Raw genomic sequence first — 1,844 nt, 5'->3', positions numbered from 1 at the left:
TGTAAACACCATTCAGAAATGTCACTGGGTTTGCAAAGCAGGAATGTCACTACTGGGCGCGACGGTAGCAAGGCTTTGCAGCCCGGAGACCCCACATATCGAAGGGCCGAAAAGCCTTGCGGGGATTGGCTTAGAGACCCAGCTTCCGTTGTTCGGTCTGATTGTAGAATGCTCTGACGCCGTCTTCGCGCACGATCTTTTCAAAGGCACGCCACGCAAGGACATCACCAAAGAAGGGCGGATTGTCTGAAATCGTCAACGTGCCGAATTGGTTCTCAACTGACAGGATCCAGCCGGGATCGATGCTGGTCTTGTAAATCTCGACGTCAAAGTGATGCCCGTCGATGGTGACGGTCTGGGTGTATTCGGAAAAGATGATCTCTGGCTCGTCCTCAGTCATACCGTCGATTTTGGCCTATTCCGCCGCCTGCGCAATCTTCTTCTTGGCTTTCGATCCTGAGGGCCTGCCAGGACGCCGCCCATTCGGTTTATAACCCATCTTCTCGGAATTTGTCCGCACCTTCGGCTTTGGCGGCGCGGCGTCCTGCATCTCCTTGATGTGTTCCAGAACTGCGCTCAGGTTTTTGTTGCTGGTGATTGCCGCATGGGTGACGCGCTGATCCATGTCGAAGACTGTGTAGGGCAGGGAGCGGCCTTTGGAGCGCACCTCGAACCGGCCATCAACAAAGGCGTAGGTGTCCACGTATTTGCCAACCAGCCCGCGCGTGATGTCACTCTCTTCGAGCATGATCCGCTTGCGGTCGTAGGAGAACGTTAACTGCCTGCCGACATAGCGGTTCTCGCGCCAGCACAGCACATCTGCCAGCCGATCCGGCTCGACATTGAGCGCGCGATGCAGGTTGTCCGACCTGGCCGGGGCCTTGGCGAACCTGGCGTTGTGGCGGTCTTTGAAGCCTTGCAAATAGGCGTTTCCAGCTTCCATGTCTGAAATGCCCGCGATGCGCAGTTCCTTGACCAGCCGATCCTGCAACGTGCGGTTGGCGCGTTCGACACGGCCTTTGGCCTGGCTCGAATTGGCGCAGAGAATCTCGATGTTCAGCTCACTCAGCGCCCGACCAAACTGGGTGATCCGCGCACCACCCTTGGCGTCCTCTTTGGAGACACGGAACACCGTGTGCTTGTCAGAATAGAACGCGACCGGGCGACCGTGTTTGTGCAGATAGCTTTCCAAAGCTTCAAAGTAGCTGAACGTGCTCTCTGACTTCACAAACCGCAGTTCCATGAGCGTGCTGGTCGCGTCATCGATGAACACAAGCAGGGTGCAAGGTGGTGCGCGGTCTTCAAACCAGCGATGGTCCGAGCCGTCGATCTGGATCAGCTCACCGAAGCATTCCCGGCGCAGGCGAGGTTGATGAAACTGGCGGCGCTGCTTGCGAGACAGCCAGATGCCATCTTCAACCATCCACTTGCGCACCGTCTCACGCGAGACCTTTAACCCATGATGTTCGGCCAACATCTCAGCCGCAAGCGTCGGCCCGAAGTCCGGATAATGTTCCTTGATGACGGTCAGCGCATAATCGCGTTTGGCTGAGTGGATTTGGTTGTTCGGCGCGCGCCCACGCGACTTGTGCCGGATCGCAGATGCACCGTCCTGGCGATACCGCTTCAAAAGCCGAAACACTTGCCGCCGTGTCAGGTCCAGCATGTTCGCCGCGTTGTCGACGCTCAGCCGCCCATCATCGACCTGCGCCAAAACCTCAACGCGGTTCAACTCGCGCTCGCTCATCGTCACCCATCCCATGTCCACTAATCCTCGCTACCGTATGCAAGGAGAGTGACACTTCTGCTTTGCCGATGGGTGACATTACTGCTTTGCGGCTACA

Annotated in this window: 2 protein-coding genes; both read right to left on the bottom strand. The window is 57.2% G+C overall.

Annotation, left to right across the window (positions count from 1 at the left end):
- Nucleotides 1-130: 130 nt before the first annotated feature.
- A complete protein-coding gene (locus FCK22_RS17890) occupies nt 131-400 on the bottom strand; it encodes a hypothetical protein (RefSeq protein WP_088636303.1) in 270 nt (89 codons plus the stop codon).
- 15 nt (nt 401-415) lie between these two features.
- Entirely contained in the window at nt 416-1,762 is a 1,347-nt protein-coding gene (locus FCK22_RS17885) for an ISNCY family transposase (protein ID WP_136720743.1), read from the bottom strand.
- Nucleotides 1,763-1,844: the final 82 nt, after the last annotated feature.

The organism is Sulfitobacter sp. 15WGC (assembly GCF_005068605.1).
Classification (GTDB): domain Bacteria; phylum Pseudomonadota; class Alphaproteobacteria; order Rhodobacterales; family Rhodobacteraceae; genus Sulfitobacter; species Sulfitobacter faviae.
This window is presented reverse-complemented; position numbering and strand designations above follow the sequence as displayed.

Coding starts and splice junctions, on each gene's coding strand:
- FCK22_RS17890 (WP_088636303.1), bottom strand. CDS start 400: ATGACTGAGGACGAGCCAGAGATCATCTTTTCCGAATACACCCAGACC.
- FCK22_RS17885 (WP_136720743.1), bottom strand. CDS start 1,762: ATGGGATGGGTGACGATGAGCGAGCGCGAGTTGAACCGCGTTGAGGTT.